Annotated in this window: 17 protein-coding genes and 1 pseudogene; 15 read left to right on the top strand and 3 right to left on the bottom strand. The window is 62.1% G+C overall.

What is annotated here, in order from left to right; translation table 11 throughout:
• Positions 1-181 precede the first annotated feature (181 nt).
• The 14 genes from secY (at position 182) to NLY33_RS21345 (ending at position 14,269) form a co-directional block, all read left to right on the top strand.
• Positions 182-1,522: a preprotein translocase subunit SecY gene (gene secY / locus NLY33_RS21410; protein WP_023672761.1), complete on the top strand. Its 1,341-nt coding sequence runs from the start codon at positions 182-184 to the stop codon at positions 1,520-1,522.
• Positions 1,519-2,127, top strand: coding sequence for an adenylate kinase (locus NLY33_RS21405; protein ID WP_023701778.1), 609 nt, complete (start codon positions 1,519-1,521; stop codon positions 2,125-2,127). The genes secY and NLY33_RS21405 overlap by 4 nt, the downstream gene beginning before the upstream one ends.
• Before the next feature lie 212 nt (positions 2,128-2,339).
• The gene (gene rpsM, locus NLY33_RS21400; protein WP_006205445.1) at positions 2,340-2,708 is read left to right on the top strand and encodes a 30S ribosomal protein S13; all 369 of its coding nucleotides are present in this window, start codon (positions 2,340-2,342) and stop codon (positions 2,706-2,708) included.
• Positions 2,709-2,835: 127 nt separating this feature from the next.
• Positions 2,836-3,225 (top strand): 30S ribosomal protein S11, encoded by a 390-nt coding sequence (rpsK, locus tag NLY33_RS21395; RefSeq protein ID WP_006205444.1) that lies wholly within the window; start codon positions 2,836-2,838, stop codon positions 3,223-3,225.
• A gap of 102 nt (positions 3,226-3,327) precedes the next feature.
• On the top strand, positions 3,328-4,338 hold the full coding sequence (locus tag NLY33_RS21390) for a DNA-directed RNA polymerase subunit alpha (protein ID WP_023682599.1): 1,011 nt from the start codon (positions 3,328-3,330) through the stop codon (positions 4,336-4,338).
• A gap of 105 nt (positions 4,339-4,443) precedes the next feature.
• Entirely contained in the window at positions 4,444-4,875 is a 432-nt protein-coding gene (gene rplQ, locus NLY33_RS21385) for a 50S ribosomal protein L17 (protein WP_023682598.1), read from the top strand.
• Positions 4,876-5,072: 197 nt separating this feature from the next.
• Positions 5,073-6,566, top strand: a complete 1,494-nt coding sequence (locus NLY33_RS21380; protein WP_023672765.1) for a DegQ family serine endoprotease — start codon at positions 5,073-5,075, stop codon at positions 6,564-6,566.
• Positions 6,567-6,613: 47 nt separating this feature from the next.
• Positions 6,614-7,924: a replication-associated recombination protein A gene (locus tag NLY33_RS21375; protein WP_023682595.1), complete on the top strand. Its 1,311-nt coding sequence runs from the start codon at positions 6,614-6,616 to the stop codon at positions 7,922-7,924.
• A 182-nt stretch (positions 7,925-8,106) separates the two neighbouring features.
• Positions 8,107-8,937 (top strand): aspartyl/asparaginyl beta-hydroxylase domain-containing protein, encoded by an 831-nt coding sequence (locus NLY33_RS21370; RefSeq protein WP_023698807.1) that lies wholly within the window; start codon positions 8,107-8,109, stop codon positions 8,935-8,937.
• Positions 8,938-8,990: 53 nt separating this feature from the next.
• The gene (gene crcB / locus NLY33_RS21365) at positions 8,991-9,365 is read left to right on the top strand and encodes a fluoride efflux transporter CrcB (RefSeq protein WP_023706517.1); all 375 of its coding nucleotides are present in this window, start codon (positions 8,991-8,993) and stop codon (positions 9,363-9,365) included.
• Positions 9,366-9,497: 132 nt separating this feature from the next.
• On the top strand, positions 9,498-10,478 hold the full coding sequence (locus NLY33_RS21360; protein ID WP_023691252.1) for an RluA family pseudouridine synthase: 981 nt from the start codon (positions 9,498-9,500) through the stop codon (positions 10,476-10,478).
• Between the two features lie 62 nt (positions 10,479-10,540).
• A complete protein-coding gene (locus NLY33_RS21355; protein ID WP_081727411.1) occupies positions 10,541-11,398 on the top strand; it encodes a DMT family transporter in 858 nt (285 codons plus the stop codon).
• An 11-nt stretch (positions 11,399-11,409) separates the two neighbouring features.
• Entirely contained in the window at positions 11,410-12,201 is a 792-nt protein-coding gene (locus NLY33_RS21350) for an ATP12 family chaperone protein (RefSeq protein ID WP_023688421.1), read from the top strand.
• 181 nt (positions 12,202-12,382) lie between these two features.
• Positions 12,383-14,269, top strand: a complete 1,887-nt coding sequence (locus NLY33_RS21345; RefSeq protein WP_023682590.1) for an MFS transporter — start codon at positions 12,383-12,385, stop codon at positions 14,267-14,269.
• 94 nt (positions 14,270-14,363) lie between these two features.
• Here the strand turns inward: NLY33_RS21345 and NLY33_RS21340 are convergent, their stop codons facing one another.
• The gene (locus tag NLY33_RS21340) at positions 14,364-14,561 is read right to left on the bottom strand and encodes a DUF2735 domain-containing protein (RefSeq protein WP_023706518.1); all 198 of its coding nucleotides are present in this window, start codon (positions 14,559-14,561) and stop codon (positions 14,364-14,366) included.
• 316 nt (positions 14,562-14,877) lie between these two features.
• On the opposite strand from NLY33_RS21340, the gene NLY33_RS21335 reads away from it, so the two are divergent.
• Positions 14,878-15,918, top strand: a complete 1,041-nt coding sequence (locus NLY33_RS21335) for a glutamine synthetase beta-grasp domain-containing protein (RefSeq protein ID WP_023691256.1) — start codon at positions 14,878-14,880, stop codon at positions 15,916-15,918.
• 136 nt (positions 15,919-16,054) lie between these two features.
• On the opposite strand, the pseudogene glnA reads toward NLY33_RS21335, so the two are convergent.
• Together glnA and NLY33_RS21325 are read right to left on the bottom strand one after the other, a co-directional pair.
• Positions 16,055-17,463, bottom strand: a pseudogene (gene glnA, locus NLY33_RS21330) (type I glutamate--ammonia ligase).
• A 58-nt stretch (positions 17,464-17,521) separates the two neighbouring features.
• Positions 17,522-17,860, bottom strand: a complete 339-nt coding sequence (locus NLY33_RS21325) for a P-II family nitrogen regulator (protein WP_006205430.1) — start codon at positions 17,858-17,860, stop codon at positions 17,522-17,524.
• Between the last annotated feature and the right edge of the window lie 323 nt (positions 17,861-18,183).

Raw genomic sequence — 18,183 nt, 5'->3', positions numbered from 1 at the left:
GGCCGCGTCAACGCGGCCGCTTGCATGTTTAGAGCCCGGAGCTTATCTCGTGAGCTTCGGTGCCACGCGCCGCCTGAGCTGCGGGCATCGAGCGTGACATACAAATCAAAGAAGTAGCGCATGACGTTGTCCGAAAACCGCTTCACACTTTTCGGCATCATGCTCTAGCGGAGAATCAGGCATGGCTTCGGCTGCTGAACAACTAGCCTCGAATCTGAATTTTGCGGCTTTCGCCAAGGCGGAGGACCTGAAGAAGCGAATCTGGTTCACCGTCGGCGCGCTGCTCGTCTATCGCCTCGGCACCTATATCCCGCTGCCCGGCATCAATCCGGATGCATTCGCGCAGGCCTTCTCTTCGCAGGCCAAGGGCGTGCTCGGCATGTTCAACATGTTCGCCGGCGGCGCCGTGCAGCGCATGGCGATCTTCGCGCTCGGCATCATGCCTTACATCTCAGCCTCCATCATCATGCAGCTGATGACCTCGGTCATTCCGTCGCTGGAAGCGCTGAAAAAGGAAGGCGAGCAGGGCCGCAAGGTCATCAACCAGTACACGCGCTACGGCACGGTACTCCTGGCGCTGGTGCAGGCCTACGGCATTTCGGTGGGCCTGGAAGGCGGCAACGGCATCGTCAATGATCCCGGCATGTTCTTCCGCATCTCGACCGTCGTCACGCTGGTTGGCGGAACCATGTTCCTGATGTGGCTGGGCGAGCAGATCACCGCCCGCGGCATCGGCAACGGCATTTCGCTGATCATCTTTTCCGGCATCGTCGCCGGCCTGCCGCGCGCCATCTCCGGCACGCTGGAGCTCGGCCGCACCGGCGCCCTATCGACCGGGCTGATACTCGCGATCATCGTGCTGGCTATCATCGTCATCGCGCTGATCGTGTTCTTCGAGCGCGCGCAGCGCCGCCTGCTGATCCAGTATCCGAAGCGCCAGGTCGGCAACCGCATGTTCCAGGGCGATACCTCGCATCTGCCGCTGAAGCTCAACACGTCGGGCGTCATTCCGCCGATCTTCGCGTCGTCGCTGCTTTTGCTGCCGGCAACGGTCGCCGGCTTCTCGCAGACGACAAACCTGCCGGCCTGGGCAAGCACCGTGCTCGCCTCGCTCGGCCACGGCCAGCCGCTCTACATGCTGTTCTATGCGGCAATGATCGTGTTCTTCGCCTTCTTCTACACGGCCATCGTGTTCAATCCGAAGGACACCGCCGACCAGCTCAAGAAGCATTCCGGCTTCATTCCGGGCTACCGTCCGGGTGAGCGCACCGCCGATTACATCGACTATGTCCTGACGCGCATCACCGTCGTCGGCGCCATCTATCTGGTGCTGGTGTGCCTGCTGCCCGAGTTCCTGATTTCGGCGACTGGCGTACCATTCTACCTCGGTGGCACATCGCTTCTGATCGTGGTCAGTGTAACCCTCGATACGGTGGCGCAGATCCAGGGTCACCTGATCGCGCACCAGTATGAGGGCCTGATCAAGAAGTCGAAGCTGCGCGGGGGGAAGAAGGCCAGATGAGATTGATATTGCTTGGGCCGCCAGGAGCGGGCAAGGGGACGCAAGCACAAAGACTGGTAGAAAAATACGGCATACCGCAGCTGTCGACGGGTGACATGCTGCGGGCGGCCGTGCAGGCCGGCACCGAAGTCGGCAAGCGCGCCAAGGCGGTGATGGATGCCGGCGAGCTGGTTTCCGACGCCATCGTCAACGCCATCGTGGCCGAGCGCATCGATCAGCCCGATTGCACCAACGGTTTCATTCTCGACGGCTATCCGCGCACGCTGGTGCAGGCTGATGCGGTTGAATCGATGCTCGCCGAGCGCGGCATTGGCCTCGATGCCGTGATCGAGTTCGTCGTCGACGACAAAGCGCTGGTCGGCCGCATCGTCAAGCGCGCCGACGACGCCAAGGCCGCCGGACAGCCGGTGCGCAAGGACGACAATCCGGTGGTGTTCGAAGAGCGCCTGCGGGAATATTACAAGAAGACCGCGCCTCTGATCGGCTATTATTATGCCAAACGCTCGCTTAGGAGTGTCGACGGCATGGCCCCTGTCGACACCGTGACGGCGGAGATTGAAGCGCTGCTCGCGGCGGTGACGCGGGAGACCGTTACGGTAAAGTAAAGATTGCGCTTGACTGGAACGGTTCGCTGGGTTATGGCGGCCCGTCTTCCTATCAGGCATGAGGCTTGCTTGTCCGCAAGGGCAAGGCAGCCGCATTGAAACTAGGGAACTCCCGCAAGGGCCGGCCTCCACCGGACGCGGGTAATTTGAACAGCGCCGCGCATGCCCCTTTTTTTGAAGGCCGGCCGGTCCCACATGGAGAAGAGAAGAATATGGCTCGTATAGCCGGCGTCAACATTCCGACCAACAAGCGCGTCGTCATTGCGCTTCAGTACATTCACGGCATTGGCAAGAAGTTCGCCCAGGAGATCGTCGACAAGGTCGGCATCCCGGCCGAGCGCCGCGTCAACCAGCTGACCGACGCGGAAGTGCTGCAGATCCGCGAGACCATCGACCGCGACTACCAGGTCGAAGGCGACCTGCGCCGCGAAGTGTCGATGAACATCAAGCGTCTCATGGACCTCGGCTGCTACCGCGGTCTGCGTCACCGCCGTTCGCTGCCGGTTCGCGGCCAGCGCACGCACACCAATGCACGCACCCGCAAGGGCCCGGCCAAGTCGATTGCAGGCAAGAAGAAGTAAGTGAGCGAATAGCGAGTAGCCATTAGCGAGTAGGGGTTCCCTATTCGCTGGTCCCTGCTCACTACTCGCTTTCAAAGGTGGAGCCGCTGGCATTACGGCGGTGTAGAGATCAACTGAAAGGACTATCATGGCCAAGGAAGCCGCTCGTGTTCGCCGTCGCGAACGCAAGAACATCTCGTCGGGCGTTGCCCACGTCAATTCGACCTTCAACAACACGATGATCACCATCACCGACGCGCAGGGCAATTCCATTGCCTGGTCGTCGGCCGGTGCCCAGGGCTTCAAGGGTTCGCGCAAGTCGACCCCGTTCGCCGCCCAGATGGCTGCCGAAGACGTCGCCAAGAAGGCCCAGGAACACGGCATGCGCATGCTCGAAGTCGAGGTCTGCGGACCCGGCTCCGGTCGTGAATCGGCGCTTCGCGCCCTGCAGGCGGCCGGCTTCACCATCACCTCGATCCGTGATGTGACGCCGATCCCGCACAATGGCTGCCGCCCGCGCAAGAAGCGCCGCGTCTAAGACATTACCGAACGCCGCGTGAGCGCCTCAAGGCGCTCCTCCACGGCACTCCAGGTCGCCCGCCACGATTGGATGGTGGCGGGTCAACGGAAGGAAAGCATCATGATCCAGAAAAATTGGCAGGAACTGATCAAGCCGAACAAGATCGAGTTCTCGTCGAAGAAGAAGACGCTGACCACGCTGGTCGCCGAGCCGCTCGAGCGTGGCTTCGGCCTGACGCTCGGCAACGCGCTGCGCCGCGTGCTTTTGTCTTCGCTGCGCGGTGCGGCTGTCACCGCCGTGCAGATCGACGGCGTTCTGCATGAATTCTCGTCGATTGCCGGCGTGCGTGAGGACGTGACCGACATCGTCCTCAACATCAAGGAAATCGCCATCCGCATGGAAGGCGATGGTCCCAAGCGCATGGTCGTTCGCAAGCAGGGCCCGGGTGCGGTTCTGGCTGGCGACATCCAGACGGTTGGCGACGTCGAGATCCTCAACCCCGACCACGTCATCTGCACGCTGGACGAGGGCGCTGAAATCCGCATGGAATTCACCGTCGACACCGGCAAGGGTTACGTGCCGGCCGACCGCAACCGCGCCGAAGACGCGCCGATCGGCCTGATCCCGGTCGACAGCCTGTATTCGCCGGTCAAGAAGGTCTCCTACAAGGTCGAGAACACCCGCGAGGGCCAGGTTCTCGACTATGACAAGCTGACCATGACTATCGAGACCGACGGTTCGATCTCGGGGGAGGACGCGGTGGCTTTCGCTGCCCGCATCCTGCAGGACCAGCTTGGCCTGTTCGTCAATTTCGACGAGCCGCAGAAGGAAGTCGCCACCGAGGCCGTCACCGAGCTCGCCTTCAACCCGGCGCTGCTCAAGAAGGTGGACGAACTCGAGCTTTCGGTGCGTTCGGCCAACTGCCTGAAGAACGACAACATCGTCTATATCGGCGATCTTATCCAGAAAACCGAAGCCGAGATGCTGCGCACCCCGAACTTCGGCCGCAAGTCGCTGAACGAGATCAAGGAAGTGCTCGCGGCGATGGGCCTGCACCTCGGCATGGAAGTGCCGGACTGGCCGCCGGAAAACATCGAAGACCTCGCCAAGCGTTACGAAGACCAATATTGAGCATGAATTTCCAAGGATCGGCGGCGTGGGCCGCTCGATCCGACGGTCATGCGGAAAACCATCAGAGGCCACGGCCTCTTGAACAACTGAAGAAGGAAAAGAGCCATGCGCCACGGTTTTAAAGGCCGCCGCTTCGCCCGAAGCATTAGCCATCGCAAGTCGATGTTCGCCAACCTCGCCGTGTCGCTGCTCGAACACGAACAGATCGTCACCACCCTGCCGAAGGCGAAGGATTTGCGTCCGATCGTCGAGAAGCTGGTGACGCTCGGCAAGCGCGGCGACCTGCATGCGCGCCGCCAGGTCATTGCCCAGATCGGCAATGAAGGCGTCGTCAAGCGTCTGTTCGACACCATCGCGCCGCGCTACGCCACCCGCAATGGCGGCTATCTGCGCATCATGAAGGCCGGCTTCCGCCACGGCGACAATGCCGCCATGGCAGTCATCGAGTTCGTCGATCGCGACACCTCGGCCAAGGGCGCCGGCGACCGCGCCCGCATCGAGGCCGAAGGCACCGACGAGGAAGCCGCTGCCGCATAAGGCTCGGTTTTTCAGGAATGACTTCAAGGGGCCTTCGGGCCCCTTTTTTGCATTGTCGCGAGGGCATGCTTCGCCAGGCTTTTTTGCCTGCCGGCCAAGTGCTTTTGCACGACAATCGCCGCATTTCAGTGCATTAGCCTTTCATTCTGCACAATCGTCGGGACAATGCCCCCGAACTTGCCTTGGAGGATTCGCGAATGCGCGCCAACCGACTGTCTCTTGTTCTGCTCTTCGCCATGATGGCGTTCGCAGCCGCGCCGACAGTCAGGCAGGCTCTGGCCGAGGACGCCGCCAAGCCAGCCGATCCGGGGCTCTCCGATGTGCTGACCGACCTCCTGCATGGCGTCGAAGGCGAGAACGGCACCTCCGGTCCCGACAAGCGCGTGCCGTTCGGCCGCGAAGAGGTACAGCTGTCGTTTGCGCCCCTGGTCAAGCAGACGGCGCCGGCGGTGGTCAATGTCTATGCTTCGCAGACGGCCAAGGTCACGTCGCCCTTCGACGGCGATCCTTTCTTCGAGGAATTCTTCGGCCGCGCGCAGCCGCGCGCGCAATCCTCGCTCGGCTCGGGCGTGCTGGTCGATCCAAGCGGCGTCGTCGTCACCAATTTCCACGTGATCAAGGATGCCGACGAGGTCAAGGTCGCGACCGCCGACGGGCGCGAATTCACCTCGAAGGTCATGCTCAAGGACGAGACGCTTGACCTCGCCGTGCTCAAGATCAACTCCGACAAGCCCTTTCCGGTGATCGCCATCGGCGATTCCGACGCGCTCGAGGTCGGCGACCTGGTGCTGGCCATCGGCAATCCGTTCGGCGTCGGCCAGACCACCACCAGCGGCATCGTGTCGGCGCTTGCCCGCAGCCATATCGGCGTTTCGGATTCGGGCTACTTCATCCAGACCGACGCCGCCATCAATCCCGGCAATTCCGGCGGCGCGCTGATCAACATGGGCGGCCAGCTGGTCGGCATCAACACCGCCATCTACAGCCGCAGCGGCGGCTCGATCGGCATCGGCTTTGCCATCCCGGCCAACATGGTGCGCGCCTTCGCCGACGCGGCCAAGGCCGGGCTCGATTTCTTCGAGCGGCCTTATATAGGCGCCGAGTTCGAAGCGGTCACACCGCAGATCGCCGAATCGCTTGGCATGGAGAAGCCGACCGGCGCGCTGGTGTCGTCGGTTGAGGAAGCCGGACCGGCGGCCAAGGCAGGGCTGAAGCCCGGCGATGTCGTGCTGCAGCTCAATGGCACGACGGTCGAAGGCATCGAGGCGCTGGATTACCGCATGGCGACCCTGTCGATCGGCACCAAGGCGACCTTCGCCATCCTGAGCAAGGGCCAGCAGGCGACGATGGAGATCGCACTGGAGCGCGCGCCGGAAGGAGCCAAGGCTTCGGAAGTGACGCTGCATGGCCGCAGCCCGTTTTCCGGCGCCAAGGTCGCGGAACTGTCGCCCAGGCTCGCCCAGCGCCTCGGCCTGCGCACCGACCTCAAGGGCGTCACCGTGGTCGACATCAACCGCGATTCGCCGGCCGCCGATTTCGGCTTCCAGCCGGGCGACATCGTGCGCGAGGTGAACGGCACGACGGTCGATACGGCGGCGACACTGGCGCAGCTTGCCCAGCAGGATACACGCTGGTGGCGCTTTACCGTCGAGCGCGGCGGGCAGATACTGCGCCAGGTGTTGCGTTACTGAGGCGATCTTCCCATTTCTGAGGATCGTGCTCCAACCAGAAGACCTAGATGGCCGATCTGTTCAGCGTCGATGAACCGGAAAGAGCGCCGCCCGGCCGGCCTTTGGCCGATCGGCTGCGTCCGAAAAACCTCGGCGAGGTTGTCGGCCAGGAGCATTTGACCGGGCCGGACGGCGCGCTGACGCGGTTGATCAACTCCGGTTCGCTCGGCTCGATGATTTTCTGGGGGCCACCCGGCACCGGCAAGACCACGGTGGCGCGGCTGCTGGCCGGCGAGACCAGCCTTGCCTTCGAGCAGATCTCAGCGGTGTTTTCCGGCGTTGCCGATTTGAAGAAAGTGTTCGAGGCGGCAAAGCTGCGTCGCACCAATGGCCGCCAGACGCTGCTGTTCGTCGACGAGATCCATCGCTTCAACCGCGCCCAGCAGGATTCGTTTCTCCCGGTCATGGAGGACGGCACCGTCGTGCTGGTTGGCGCCACGACCGAAAATCCGTCCTTCGAGCTGAACGCCGCGCTTCTGTCGCGCGCGCGGGTGCTGGTGTTTCACTCGCTGGGCGAGGACAGCATTGCCAAGCTGATGACGCGCGCGGAGGAGACGGAGGGCAGGGCGCTGCCGCTCGACGACGAGGCGCGGGCGATGCTCATCCGCATGAGCGATGGCGACGGCCGGGCCTCGCTGACGCTGGCCGAGGAAGTCTGGCGCGCCGCCAAACCCGGCGAGGTTTTCGATCCCGAAGGGCTGCAGCGCATCGTCCAGCGCCGCGCGCCGATCTATGACAAGGGCCAGGACGGTCACTACAATCTGATCTCGGCGCTGCACAAATCGGTGCGTGGGTCCGACCCGGACGCGGCGCTTTATTATCTTGCCCGCATGTTCGACGCCGGCGAGGATCCGCTCTATCTCGGCCGCCGGCTGGTGCGCATGGCGATGGAGGATATCGGGCTGGCCGACCCGCAGGCGCTGGTTATCGCCAACGCCGCCAAGGACGCCTACGACTATCTCGGCTCGCCCGAAGGCGAACTGGCCTTCGCCGAGGCCACCGTCTATCTCGCCACCGCGCCCAAATCCAACGCCGTCTATACCGCCTTCAAGGCAGCCACGCGGGCGGCGAAGGAGTTCGGTTCGCTGCTGCCGCCCAAGCACATCCTCAACGCGCCGACCAAGCTGATGAAAGAGGAGGATTACGGCGCCGGCTACCGCTACGATCACGACCAGCCCGATGCTTTTTCCGGCCAGGACTATTTCCCCGAAAAGATGGGCCGGCAGACCTTTTATGATCCGCCCGAACGCGGCTTCGAGCGCGATATCAAGAAACGGCTGGACTATTGGGCAAAGCTGCGCAGCGAGCGGGAAAAATAGGCGCGCGGGACAAACGGGACGAACTCGGCCTGCCCGCGATGAACTGAAATTCTGCCCCCGCCAGTCACAGCAGTGTGATTGTACCGCATGACAAAAAGCCCTATCACGTCGCATGACTCGGCCGGGAGGCTGCCAGGACGGGCGATAATTCGGAACGGGGACAGCGCGCGGCGCGAACAGAAATGACAAAATCCCTTCGCAAAACGCTTCGCCAGGCTGTGATTGCTGTCCCGCTGCTCGCGCTCGGCTTCTATTTCATTCCGATCCTGACCACGATCTGGATCGTCTGCGGCCTGATCGATGTGCTGCGCAACGCCAACAAGGATCTGTCGCTGTTGCGCGGCTATTTCCTCGGCAATGGCATCTTCACCTGGCTGCTGTCGCCCTTCAATCTGCTGGTGGACCTCGTTTGCTACAGGAACCCGGGCGTGTGGAAGCTGGAGCAGTTTCCCGCCGATTATCAGCGCGAGGTCAACGAGGTTCTTGACGTCTTCAAGGCGCGCAAGGACGAGATCATCGCCGATATCGACGCCAATTTCGGCACCGGTCGTCGCGGCATGTATGTCTATCAGTGGTACGGCAAGCACCGGATCGACAATGTCGCGGAATTCAACAAGGATTTCAAATACATCAAGACCATTGCCGTATCTGTCTTCAGAGGCAAGGAATCGACTTCCTGGCATTTCGGACCGCTGCGGCTCAGCCTGCGCATCCTCTACAATCTCTTGCCGGTGAAGGCAGAGGTTTTCGTCGAATGCAACGGCGCGAGGAATTACTGGCACGACAACCCGCTCTATATTTTCGACGACACGCTGCTGCACCGCTCGGTCAACGAGTATGACGGACGCCGCTACTGCGTGTTCATGGACATCATCCGCCCGTCGCCGTTCCCCGGTTTCATCGCCGGACTTCTGGCCATCGTTTCGGTCACCGTCGAGCGCATCAATTCCATGTTCTACAAGAACTGGAAGATGATCGGCTCGAGCAAGGCAAAGAAGGTCGAGACGACCTGAGGCGTTGGCCTGAAGGGATTGACCGCACTGCCTTGGCCGGGCAGTAAACGGGCATGTTCAATCTGCTTCTTGTTGTGGTCGGCGGCGGCATCGGCGCCGGCATCCGCCACCTGACCAACATCGGCGCCTTGCGCCTCGTCGGCCCCAACTACCCCTGGGGGACGATGGTGATCAACATCGTCGGCTCCTTTGCCATGGGGCTGTTCATCGCCGCGCTGATGCGGCGCGGCGGTTCCAATGAGCTCCGGCTGTTCGTCGCCACCGGCATCCTTGGCGGCTTCACCACCTTCTCCGCCTTTTCGCTCGATTTCGCGACCCTATGGGAGCGCGGAGCGACGCTGCCGGCGTTGGGATATGCGCTGGCCAGCGTCGTTGGCGCCATTATCGCCCTGTTTCTGGGACTTTGGCTCGCAAGAACCGTTTCATAGTGTTATTGCCCCGACCTGGAGCACGCCGCATCCTCTGGACGCGCTGCAGAAACTTTGATCTTGCGCATGATCCTTTCCGAAAGCCGGAGTAGATTTCGGGGTCACGCGTTAGAAACGGATAAAGCGAAAATCATGGCAGGCGTAGAACAGATCACGGTGGAGGCCGGCGAGGCGGGCATGCGGCTCGATCGCTGGTTCAAGACCCATTTCCCCGGCCTCGGCTTTGGCCATCTGCAGAAGTTGCTGCGCTCGGGCCAGATCCGCGTCGATGGCAGCCGGGTCAAGGCCGACAGCCGTGTCGAGCCCGGCCAGGTGGTGCGTGTGCCGCCGCTCGAGGTCGACAAGAAGGGCGAGAGTGCGCTTACGGGTTACTCGATCCGCAACCAGGGCGACGCCGATGTGCTGGCCAAGATGCTGATCCACGAAGATCCAAAAGTCTTCGTCTTCAACAAGCCGGCGGGCCTGGCGGTGCAAGGCGGCTCGGGCGTCACCCGCAATGTCGACGACATGCTGGAGGCCTGGCGCAGCCAGAAGGGCGAGAAGCCGCGCCTGGTGCACCGGCTCGACCGCGACACGTCGGGCGTGCTGGTGGTTGCCCGCACCAGGCTTGCGGCGATGAAGCTTTCCGAGTCATTCCGGGCGCGCGAGACCAAGAAGACCTATTGGGCGCTGGTCAAGGGCGTCCCGCCCAAGCGTGAGGACAAGATCTCGACCTGGCTGATCAAGGAGCCGACCGAGGACGGCGACCGCGTGCGCGTGGCAGCCCATGGCGAAAAGGGCGCCGACCACGCCGTGTCCTACTATCGCATCATCGAGCAGGCGGCCCAGACGATGACCTGGCTGGAAATGGAGCCGTACACTGGCCGCACCCACCAGCTGCGCGTTCATGCCGCCTATATCGGCTGCCCGATCCTTGGCGACCCCAAATATTTCGAGGCCGACACCAACTGGGACTTTCCGGGCGGCATTCAGAACCGCCTGCATCTGCATGCGCGCCGCATCGTCATTCCGCACCCGGACAAGGGCGTCATCGACGTCACCGCGCCGATGCCGCCGCATATGCGCCAGAGCTGGAACCTGATCGGCTTCGACGACGCCAGCGCGGAGGACTGACATTGGCCGTCGCCTCGGCATTGGATCGCCGCGATGCGGTCGATCTGGCGGCTGCTTCCATCATGGTCGGGTTGACCTTTTCCTGGGGGCTGAACTACGTCGCCGCCAAGATCTCCTATGCCGGCTTCGATCCGGTTTTCGTCTCGATCGCACGTTCGATCATCGGCGGGCTCTGTGTGCTCGGCTGGTGCTGGCTGCGCGGCATCAGGCTGTTTAAGGCCGACGGGTCGCTTGTCGCCGGCATCATCGTCGGCGTGCTGTTCGGCGTCGAGTTCCTGTGCCTCTATATCGGGCTGGAATACACGACCGTTGCCCGCAACACACTGCTGGTCAACACCATGCCGTTCTGGGTCCTGATCGGCGGCCATTTCCTGCTCGGTGAGCGTATCAACGCGCGCAAGCTTGGCGGGCTCGTGCTTGCCTTCTGTGGCCTTGTGGCGGTGTTTTCCGACGGGATTGCCGGCGGCACCGACGTGACCTTGATGGGCGATCTGCTCAGCCTCGGCTCGGGCATCCTGTGGGCGGCGACCAGCATCGTCATCAAGCGTTCGAAACTGGTCGAGACCAGTGCCGAGAAATTGCTGCTTTATCAGCTGGCCGGTGCGGCCATTGTCGGTGTCCTGGTTCTGCCTTTCGCCGGCCCGCCGATCCGCGCGGTCAGTGCCTTGCCGACATTGGCGCTGCTGTTCCAGTCGCTCTATATAGTTGCCTTCACCTATGTGCTGTGGTTCTGGCTGCTCAGGCGCTATCCGGCATCGGGCCTGTCGAGCTTCGCCTTCCTGTCGCCGGTGTTCGGCGTCCTCTGCGGCGCTATCATTCTTGGCGAGGCGCCAACGACCAGGATCTTTGTGGCGCTTGGGCTGATCGCAGTCGGCCTGATCATCGTCAACCGGCCGGCGCGCAAGCAGGTACCTGGATAGAAAGTTCGACCATGCGTGACATCCTCAACGACCTCGAAGCGGGAAAGCATCTGTCCGATCCGGATCCGGTCCGCCGCGCCCAGATCCAGATGAAGACGCACCTGCCGAAGCGCTTCTACAAGGACGTGTCGGTCGTAGCTGTGGAGGACGGTTTTGTCGTCCACCTCGATGGCAAGCCGGTGCGCACGCCGGGCAAGGCGCTGCTGGCGCTGCCGACCGAAAAGGCCGCCGCCCTGGTCGCCAATGAGTTCGCTGCACAGGGCGAGACCATCGACCCGGTCACGATGCCGGTGCTGCGTCTGGTCAACACCGCCATCGACGGCGTCGCCAGCGACCCGCAGGCGGTGCTGGAGGACGTCTTGCGCTTCGCCTCGTCCGATCTGACCTGCTACCGCGCCGACGCGCCGCAGGGGCTGGTCGAGCGGCAGAACCAGCATTGGGATCCGGTGATCGACTGGGCGAGGGCGACATTAGGGGCTCGGTTCAACCTCGCCGAGGGCATCATCCATGTCGAGCAGCCGCGCGAAAGCCTCGCCGTCCTCGGCGCCCATCTTGCCCAGCGTGCCGAGCCGCTGCGGCTGGCTGCAATCCATGTCATGACTTCGCTGACCGGGTCGGCGCTGCTGGCGCTGGCGGTCGATTACGGCGCGCTCGACGGCGACGCGGCCTGGGCCGCCGGCCATGTCGACGAGGACTGGCAGGTCGAGCACTGGGGCCAGGACGCCGAGGCTGTCGCACGCCGCTCGGCCCGCAAACGCGACATGATGGCGGCCGTCGGCCTGCTCGACGCGCTGAAGACCTGATCCTCGGCCTTTTGCCGCACTGCACCTAATACCAAAGTCATAAATCCAAGGTCTGTCTGCCTCCGGCGGTCGCTTTCTGTCATTTTTTACGCCGATGGCTGGTTCGAGTCGCGTTCAGAGGGAACGCCGACGATGACGCCCAGCCTCGAGGACAGACGGGATTTCACGGGAGGACAGTTCAATGGCATTGGCATCGACCGCCGGCGGAGCCAGCCGCGGCATGACACGAGAGGAGAAGAAGGTCATCTTCGCCTCCTCGCTGGGCGCGGTTTTCGAATGGTATGATTTCTATCTCTACGGAGCGTTGGCCGGCGCGATCGGCTTGACCTTCTTCAACTCGTTTCCCGAAAGCACCCGCTACATCTTCACGCTGCTGGTCTTCGCCGCCGGCTTCATCGTGCGCCCGTTCGGCGCGCTGGTGTTCGGCCGCATCGGCGATCTCGTCGGCCGCAAATACACATTCCTTGTCACCATCATGATCATGGGTCTGTCGACTTTCCTTGTCGGCCTGCTTCCGGGCTCAGAGACACTGGGCATTCTGGCGCCGATCCTGTTGATCGCGCTGCGCATGCTGCAGGGCCTGGCGCTTGGCGGTGAGTACGGCGGCGCCGCGACCTATGTCGCGGAACATGCGCCGGATGACCGTCGCGGCTTCTACACGTCATGGATCCAGACGACGGCGACGCTCGGCCTGTTCCTGTCGCTGATTGTCATCCTGCTGGTGCAGAATTCTGTAAGCAAGGACGCCTTCAACGCCTGGGGATGGCGCATTCCTTTTCTGGTCTCGGCCATCCTGCTCGGCATTTCGGTCTGGATCCGGCTGTCGCTTTCGGAATCGCCGACCTTCCTGCGCATGAAGGAAGAGGGCAAGAGTTCCAAGGCGCCGCTGTCGGAAGCCTTCGGCCAGTGGAAAAACGCCAAGATCGCCATCCTGGCGCTGTTCGGCCTCACCGCCGGTCAGGCCGTGGTCTGGTACAATGGTCAGTTCTACGCACTGTTCTTCCTGGCCAATGTGCTCAAGGTCGACGCGCAGTCGGTGAACATCATGATTGCCATTGCGCTGGCACTCGGTACGGGCTTCTTCGTCTTCTTCGGCTGGCTGTCCGACAAGATCGGCCGCAAGCCGATCATCATGGCCGGCCTTGCGCTGGCGGTCGTCACCACCTTCCCGCTGTTCAAGGCGTTGACCTGGGCCGCCAATCCGGCGCTCGCCACCGCACAGCAGAACACGCGCGCCACGGTGACGGCGGCTCCGGGAGACTGCAACTTCCAGTTCAACCCGACCGGCACGCGCGTACCGGTCAGTTCGTGCGATATCGCGACCGACTTCCTTGCCAAGAACTCGGTGCCTTACGACATCGTCTCTACCGCGGCGGCGGGGACCCCGGCGAGTGTCATGATCGGCAGCGAAACTGTGGCGTCTTATGATGCCAAGGCCGCGGGCGACAAGAAGGCTGCAAGCGACGCTGCCTTCAAGAAGGGTATCAACCTCGCGCTTCAGGGTGGCGGTTACCCGTTGAAGCGCGCTGCCGCCAAGGTTGCCGACCAGAAGCTCGACGCCTTTGTCGCGGCCAATCCTGAACTGAAGCTCGATGCGGCAGCCATCCGCGCCGGCGAAAAGACCGCGGTCCCGACCGAACAGGCCATCAAGGACAAGGTGCTGACCAAGGATGAGGCCGCGGGCGCCACCGAGGTGACCGTGTACAGCGTTCCGGCAGCGGGCGCGTTCGCGATGTTTGCCGACCCCGCACAGGTCAACTGGGCAAAGGTCATCGGCATCCTGTTCATCCTGGTCCTCTACGTGACCATGGTCTACGGGCCGATCGCGGCGATCCTGGTCGAGATGTTCCCGACACGCATCCGCTACAGCGGCATGTCACTGCCCTATCACATCGGCAATGGCTGGTTCGGCGGCCTGCTGCCCGCGATCGTGTTCGCGTTCAGCGCCTACAAGGGCGATATCTATTACGGCCTTTGGTATCCGGTGGTGATCGCGGCGGTGACGCTGATCATCGGCATGATCTTCGTCAGGGATACGCTCGGCACCGACCTGCATACCAAGCAGTAGCCGACGGCTCTGTATCAAACAAAAAACCCGGCGCGAGCGATCGCGCCGGGTTTTTGATTTGTGGGCCTGTTCGATCTATCAGCGCGGAAGACGCCTAGCTCTTGCGAGGCTGTTCGGCCTCCGCAATGGCGGCCTCATGATACCAGGCCCCGCCATGGGCAAGCGGGTGATCGCGCAGCGAAGCAAGCTCTGCCGCAAACTTGGCCTTTACGCCTAAATTTGAGGCACCCGCACGCGCTGCCACCGGGAACATCAGGATTTTGGCCGACGGACGGGCTGAGGTGATTTCCATGGTCGGTCTCCTTTCTTCTGGAGAGGCTCTTCGATTCATCTTTCCACCAAGGTAGGTCCTGCAATCCTTTTAGGCAAGATGCCTAAAGAAAGATCGGCATTTGCCTGTTATTTAAGCAAATTCTGCCTTTGATTGATCCGGGCGCATTGCTTAGGCGGCTTGCCATCACCGGCGGGATGAAAGGGCATTTTTGCCGCACCCTGACCAACTGAAGTGGCACACGATTTGCATTTTATCGACCGGCAGCTGGGCTGCTGGATGGCTCGGCGCGCCGGCGTCATCCAGGTTCGGTGATCAAGCAACGAGAGGCTCTAGAATGACGAAATACAAGCTCGAGTATATCTGGCTCGATGGTTACACGCCGGTCCCCAATCTTCGCGGCAAGACCCAGATCAAGGAGTTCGCCGAGTTCCCGACGCTCGAGCAGCTGCCGCTGTGGGGCTTCGACGGTTCTTCGACGCAGCAGGCCGAAGGCCACAGCTCCGACTGCGTGCTGAAGCCGGTCGCCGTATTCCCGGACCCGGCCCGCAGCAATGGCGTGCTGGTGATGTGCGAAGTGATGATGCCAGATGGCGTGACGCCGCATGTGTCCAACAAGCGCGCCACCATCCTCGACGACGAGGGCGCCTGGTTCGGCTTCGAGCAGGAGTATTTCTTCTACAAGGACGGCCGTCCGCTCGGCTTCCCCGAGAGCGGCTATCCGGCGCCGCAGGGCCCGTACTACACCGGCGTCGGCTATTCGAATGTCGGCCCGATCGCGCGCCAGATCGTCGAGGAGCATCTCGACCTTTGCCTCGCAGCAGGCATCAACCATGAAGGCATCAACGCCGAAGTGGCCAAGGGCCAGTGGGAATTCCAGATTTTCGGCAAAGGCTCCAAGAAGGCCGCCGACCAGATGTGGATGGCCCGCTATCTCTTGCAGCGCCTGACCGAAAAGTACGAGATCGACATCGAGTATCACTGCAAGCCGCTCGGCGACACCGACTGGAACGGCTCGGGCATGCACGCCAACTTCTCGACCGCCTATATGCGCGAAGTCGGCGGCAAGGCCTATTTTGAAGCGCTGATGGCTCAATTCGACAAGAACCTGATGGACCACATCGCCGTCTACGGCCCGGACAACGACAAGCGCCTGACCGGCAAGCATGAGACCGCTCCGTGGAACCGCTTCAGCTACGGCATCGCCGACCGAGGCGCCTCGATCCGCGTGCCGCATTCCTTCGTCAACAATGACTACAAGGGCTACCTGGAAGACCGCCGCCCGAATTCGCAAGGTGACCCCTACCAGATCGCTTCGCAGATCCTGAAGACCATCGCGGAGGTTTCGACCAGCGCGCAGGTCTCGGCGGCCGCCTAAGCATCTATAGCGGCGCAGGCTTCGTAAGCTGCGCCGTAGCCTGCTGCTACCACGTCTACGGTCTGCTATTGGTCAAACAAAAACCCCGGCGTCTGAACTGACGCCGGGGTTTTTCCTTGTCGCTGAGGCTTATCGCTCAGACCGAATAGTACATGTCGTATTCGACCGGATGCGGTGTCATTTCGAAGCGCATCACTTCGGCCATCTTGAGCTCGATGTAGCTGTCGATCTGGTCGTCGTCGAAGACGCCGCCGGCTTTCAGGAAGCCGCGGTCCTTGTCCAAGCTTTGCAGCGCTTCGCGCAGCGAACCGCAGACGGTCGGAATCTTCTTCAGTTCCTTCGGCGGCAGATCGTAAAGATCCTTGTCCATCGGCTGTCCCGGGTGGATCTTGTTCTTGATGCCGTCGAGGCCGGCCATCAGCATGGCGGCGAAAGCGAGGTAGGGGTTCGCGCCTGGATCGGGGAAGCGGACCTCGACGCGCTTGGCTTTCGGGACGAGCCGAACGGAATGCGGCAGGAGGCCGAACGGTTGCGCGCGGAGTAGGCGAGCAGCACCGGGGCTTCATAGCCAGGCACAAGGCGCTTGTAGGAGTTGGTCAGCGGGTTGGTGAAGGCGTTGATCGCCTTGGCGTGCTTGATGATGCCGCCGATGTAGAACAGGCACGACTCCGACAGGCCGGCATATTCATTGCCGGCGAAGGTCGGCTTGCCGTTCTTCCAGATCGACTGGTGGACGTGCATGCCCGAGCCGTTGTCGCCGAAAATCGGCTTCGGCATGAAGGTGGCCGTCTTGCCATAGGCGTTGGCGACCTGGTGCACGACATATTTGTAGATCAGCATCTTGTCGGCGTTGCGGACCAGCGTGTCGAACTTGATGCCGAGCTCGTGCTGGGCAGCGGCAACCTCGTGATGGTGCTTTTCGACGCGCACGCCCATTTCGGCGAGCACGGTCAGCATTTCGGAGCGCATGTCCTGCGCGCTGTCGATCGGCGGCACAGGGAAGTAGCCGCCCTTGACGCGCGGGCGGTGGCCGAGATTGCCGGTCTCGTAGTCGGTGTCGTCGTTGGACGGCAGTTCGGTCGAGTCCAGCTTGAACCCGGTGTTGTAGGGATCGGCCTTGTACTTGACGTCGTCGAAGACGAAGAACTCGGCTTCGGGGCCGACATAGATGGTGTCGCCGATGCCTTCGGCCTTCATGTAGGCCTCGGCCTTCTTGGCGGTGCCGCGCGGGTCGCGGTTGTAGGATTCGCCGGAGACCGGATCGAGAATGTCGCACAGGATGACCATGGTCGACTGGGCGAAGAACGGATCCATATGGACGGTGTCCGCATCGGGCATCAGCACCATGTCGGACTCGTTGATCGCCTTCCAGCCGGCGATCGAGGAGCCGTCGAACATGACGCCGTCCGCGAACATGTCTTCCTCGACCTCGATGACATCCATCGTGACGTGCTGCAGCTTGCCCTTCGGATCGGTGAAGCGCAGGTCGACGAATTTCACGTCGTTGTCCTTGATCTGCTTCATGATGTCTTTGGCTGTCGTCATGTCGTTTCTTCCCTGTGTGATGACGTTTCGAGGAGACGTTAATCTGAAATCAGAAAGCTCAGACGGCGTCCATCCCCGTTTCGCCGGTACGGATGCGAACGACCTCCTCGATATTGGAGACGAAGATCTTGCCGTCGCCGATGCGGCCGGTCTGCGCCGCCTTGCGGATGGCTTCGATGGCGCCTTCGACGGCGTCGTCGCCCAGCACGACTTCGATCTTCACCTTGGGCAGGAAGTCGACGACATATTCGGCGCCGCGATAGAGTTCGGTATGGCCTTTCTGGCGGCCAAAGCCCTTGGCCTCGGTGACGGTAATGCCTTGCAGACCGGCCTCCTGAAGCGCTTCCTTCACTTCGTCTAGCTTGAACGGCTTGATGATCGCTTCGATCTTTTTCATGTAAAAAGTGGCCTCCACTGCCAAAAAAACGGGTTGTGCGCCCCGCTTGCGCCTCCATCAAGCACGAACCGTGCCAATTTCAGCCCACGCGAAGCGGTTTCGCGCAATTCCAATGCCGCGCCGCGCCGGGATGCACATTCGCGTCATCCTCTGCTTCGGCTGCGGCAAAGCTGCCCGAAGCCTACACATTGCCGCTTCGGGCGTCTGCACGATAATTAGGCAGATGGCGCATTTTGCAGGCCCGCGCGGATCCGTGGCACCAGTCTGCGAAAGGATTGGCCGCACGCCAACGCAGCACCTGGCCGTTTGCTTCGAATCCGAAA

This window comes from Mesorhizobium sp. C432A, from assembly GCF_030323145.1.
Classification (GTDB): domain Bacteria; phylum Pseudomonadota; class Alphaproteobacteria; order Rhizobiales; family Rhizobiaceae; genus Mesorhizobium.
This window is presented reverse-complemented; position numbering and strand designations above follow the sequence as displayed.

What these genes read in the sequence shown, in the direction of transcription:
- NLY33_RS21355 (WP_081727411.1), top strand. Translation starts at nt 10,541, where the DNA reads ATGGTCGGGTTGACCTTTTCCTGGGGGCTGAACTACGTCGCCGCCAAG.
- NLY33_RS21405 (WP_023701778.1), top strand. Translation starts at nt 1,519, where the DNA reads ATGAGATTGATATTGCTTGGGCCGCCAGGAGCGGGCAAGGGGACGCAA.
- NLY33_RS21375 (WP_023682595.1), top strand. Translation starts at nt 6,614, where the DNA reads ATGGCCGATCTGTTCAGCGTCGATGAACCGGAAAGAGCGCCGCCCGGC.
- NLY33_RS21390 (WP_023682599.1), top strand. Translation starts at nt 3,328, where the DNA reads ATGATCCAGAAAAATTGGCAGGAACTGATCAAGCCGAACAAGATCGAG.
- rplQ (WP_023682598.1), top strand. Translation starts at nt 4,444, where the DNA reads ATGCGCCACGGTTTTAAAGGCCGCCGCTTCGCCCGAAGCATTAGCCAT.
- NLY33_RS21340 (WP_023706518.1), bottom strand. Translation starts at nt 14,561, where the DNA reads ATGGAAATCACCTCAGCCCGTCCGTCGGCCAAAATCCTGATGTTCCCG.
- rpsK (WP_006205444.1), top strand. Translation starts at nt 2,836, where the DNA reads ATGGCCAAGGAAGCCGCTCGTGTTCGCCGTCGCGAACGCAAGAACATC.
- rpsM (WP_006205445.1), top strand. Translation starts at nt 2,340, where the DNA reads ATGGCTCGTATAGCCGGCGTCAACATTCCGACCAACAAGCGCGTCGTC.
- crcB (WP_023706517.1), top strand. Translation starts at nt 8,991, where the DNA reads ATGTTCAATCTGCTTCTTGTTGTGGTCGGCGGCGGCATCGGCGCCGGC.
- NLY33_RS21345 (WP_023682590.1), top strand. Translation starts at nt 12,383, where the DNA reads ATGGCATTGGCATCGACCGCCGGCGGAGCCAGCCGCGGCATGACACGA.
- NLY33_RS21335 (WP_023691256.1), top strand. Translation starts at nt 14,878, where the DNA reads ATGACGAAATACAAGCTCGAGTATATCTGGCTCGATGGTTACACGCCG.
- NLY33_RS21380 (WP_023672765.1), top strand. Translation starts at nt 5,073, where the DNA reads ATGCGCGCCAACCGACTGTCTCTTGTTCTGCTCTTCGCCATGATGGCG.
- NLY33_RS21350 (WP_023688421.1), top strand. Translation starts at nt 11,410, where the DNA reads ATGCGTGACATCCTCAACGACCTCGAAGCGGGAAAGCATCTGTCCGAT.
- secY (WP_023672761.1), top strand. Translation starts at nt 182, where the DNA reads ATGGCTTCGGCTGCTGAACAACTAGCCTCGAATCTGAATTTTGCGGCT.
- NLY33_RS21360 (WP_023691252.1), top strand. Translation starts at nt 9,498, where the DNA reads ATGGCAGGCGTAGAACAGATCACGGTGGAGGCCGGCGAGGCGGGCATG.
- NLY33_RS21370 (WP_023698807.1), top strand. Translation starts at nt 8,107, where the DNA reads ATGACAAAATCCCTTCGCAAAACGCTTCGCCAGGCTGTGATTGCTGTC.
- NLY33_RS21325 (WP_006205430.1), bottom strand. Translation starts at nt 17,860, where the DNA reads ATGAAAAAGATCGAAGCGATCATCAAGCCGTTCAAGCTAGACGAAGTG.